Origin of the sequence: Caballeronia mineralivorans PML1(12) (genome assembly GCF_001028175.1) — a bacterium.
Lineage (GTDB): Bacteria > Pseudomonadota > Gammaproteobacteria > Burkholderiales > Burkholderiaceae > Caballeronia > Caballeronia mineralivorans.
Genome location: NZ_AEJF01000357.1, coordinates 1 through 1579 on the forward strand (window position 1 = coordinate 1; position 1579 = coordinate 1579).

Here is a 1579-nt window from a genome sequence, read left to right on the forward strand (position 1 = left end):
CGTTCCTGGTGCCCCACAAGCGTCGCGAAGCCGAACCGGCGGTGCGCTTCGAGACTGCGCCCGGCAAACAGATGCAGGCCGATTTCACCGTTATCCGGCGAGGCCGCGAACCATTGCTCGCGCTGGTCGCGACGATGGGTTATAGCCGCGCAAGCTTCGTGCGGTTCACCGCGCGCGAGGACGCCGCGACGCTGTGTGAATGCCTGCGTGAAGCGCTTGTCTACTTCGGCGGCACGCCGGAACATGTGCTGTTCGACAACGCGAAGTCGGTGGTCATCGAACGCGATGCATTCGGCGAGGGCGAGCATCGCTGGAACCCACAATTGCTTGCGCTGGCGGAAACCTACGGCTTCAGGCCGAAGGTGTGTCGTCCGTATCGCGCGAAGACCAAGGGTAAGGTCGAACGCTTCAACCGCTATCTCAAGGAGAGCTTTGTCGTGCCGCTTGCTGCAACGCTCAGGTCATCGGGATTGAAGCTCGATGTGGACGCCGCCAATGCACACATCGGCCGATGGCTGGCAGAGGTCGCCAACACGCGCCGTCACGCGACGACGGGCGAGCGTCCCGCGGTGCTGCTTGCTGCCGAGCAGACGGCGCTTTTGCCGTTGCCGGCGCAGGCACCCGCGCTTGCTGTGCCGGACAACCGCCGCGTGCTGCCACGTGAGAGCCTGCAGCATCCGCTGGCGGTCTACGACGCGTTGCTGGAGGCCAGCGCATGAATCTGCAACATGAACGCATCGCCGCGCTGTGCGCACAACTGAAGCTCGACAGCGTCGCCACCGACTGGGCGCCGCTCGCACAACGCAGTGCAACGACCGATTCGAGTATGGCCGACTTCCTTGAACAGCTTCTGCAAGCGGAACTCGGCGCGCGCGAGCAGCGCAAGCGTCAAGTGCTCACGAAGCTAGCGGCGTTGCCCAGCGTCAAGACGCTGGAGCAATACGACTTCGGCTTCGCCAGCGGCGCGCCGCGAGCGCAGATTCAGGAGCTGGCGAGCCTGGCGTTCGTCGAGCGTACCGAGAACGTCGTGCTGCTCGGGCCGTCCGGAGTCGGCAAGACGCACATTGCGACCTCACTGGCTTACCGCGCGGCGCAGGCGGGCATCAAGACGCGGTTCATCACGGCCGCCGACCTGATGATGCAACTGGCCGCCGCGCGCCAGCAAAACCGCTTGCGGGAGTTCTTCAATCGCGCAGTCATCGGGCCCAGGCTGCTGGTCATCGACGAAATCGGCTATCTGCCGTTTGGACGTGAAGAGGCAAACCTGTTCTTCAATGTTGTCGCCAAACGCTACGAGCGCGGTTCAATCGTATTGACCAGCAACCTCCCGTTCACACAGTGGGCGACGGCGTTCGCCGACGACCAGACGTTGACGGCAGCGATGCTCGACAGACTTTTACATCACGCTCACATCGTGCAAATCAGCGGTGAGAGCTATCGATTGAAGGACAAGAGAAAGGCGGGACAAACGACCACGCGGACAAGCGCGAAAGCGGCCGCGTGATACACGACCCGGGTGGGTCAGATTTACTTCGGCGAAACCTCGAAATGTGGGTCAGGTTTCAGTCGGCGTTGACAA

At 62.8% G+C, this 1579-nt stretch carries 2 protein-coding genes; both read left to right on the forward strand.

The features are described 5' to 3' along the window. Window positions 1–719: IS21 family transposase (gene istA, locus EOS_RS43005; protein ID WP_047898349.1), on the forward strand; the 719-nt coding region annotated here is incomplete at its 5' end. Beyond that, window positions 716–1504 (forward strand): IS21-like element helper ATPase IstB, encoded by a 789-nt coding sequence (istB, locus tag EOS_RS43010; protein WP_047898350.1) that lies wholly within the window; start codon window positions 716–718, stop codon window positions 1502–1504. The genes istA and istB, both read left to right, overlap by 4 nt. Window positions 1505–1579 lie beyond the last annotated feature (75 nt).